This is a genomic window from Cryobacterium sp. Y50 (assembly GCF_002929805.1).
Taxonomy (GTDB): domain Bacteria; phylum Actinomycetota; class Actinomycetes; order Actinomycetales; family Microbacteriaceae; genus Cryobacterium.
On the sequence record NZ_PJJM01000101.1, the window covers coordinates 1 to 475 of the forward strand.

Here is a 475-nt window from a genome sequence, read left to right on the forward strand (position 1 = left end):
GCGTCTAATGTCCATCGACGGGACGATCCTGGATCTGGCCGACAGCGTGGTGAATACGGAGTTCTTTGGTCGGCCACCGGTGAGTCGTGGGGAGCAATCTGCTTTTCCGCAGGCACGCCTGGTGGCCCTGGCTGAGTGCGGAACGCATGCCATTCTGGACGCGGTGATGGGCCCGTGCACGACATCGGAAATTGAACTCTCCCGTGAGCTGGCCGGCCGCTTCACGCCGGGCATGCTGGTCCTCGCCGACCGCGGCTTCTACGGTTTCCGGTTGTGGGCGCAGGCAGCAGCGACGGGCGCTGACCTGCTCTGGCGGGTCAAGACGAACCTCCGTCCCCGGCACCAGGAGACCCTCGCTGACGGGTCCTGGCTGGCAACGATCATCCCGACCTCCGGCACGGGGCGACAATCGACAACACCCTTGACCGTGCGGGTCGTGGACTACACAATCGACGACGGACGCGAAAATCCCGAC

The 475-nt window shown here is 64.8% G+C and carries 1 pseudogene; it reads left to right on the top strand.

The features are described from left to right. Positions 1–121 precede the first annotated feature (121 nt). Positions 122–475 (top strand): annotated as a pseudogene (locus tag CXY73_RS16380) (IS4 family transposase); the annotation flags it as partial.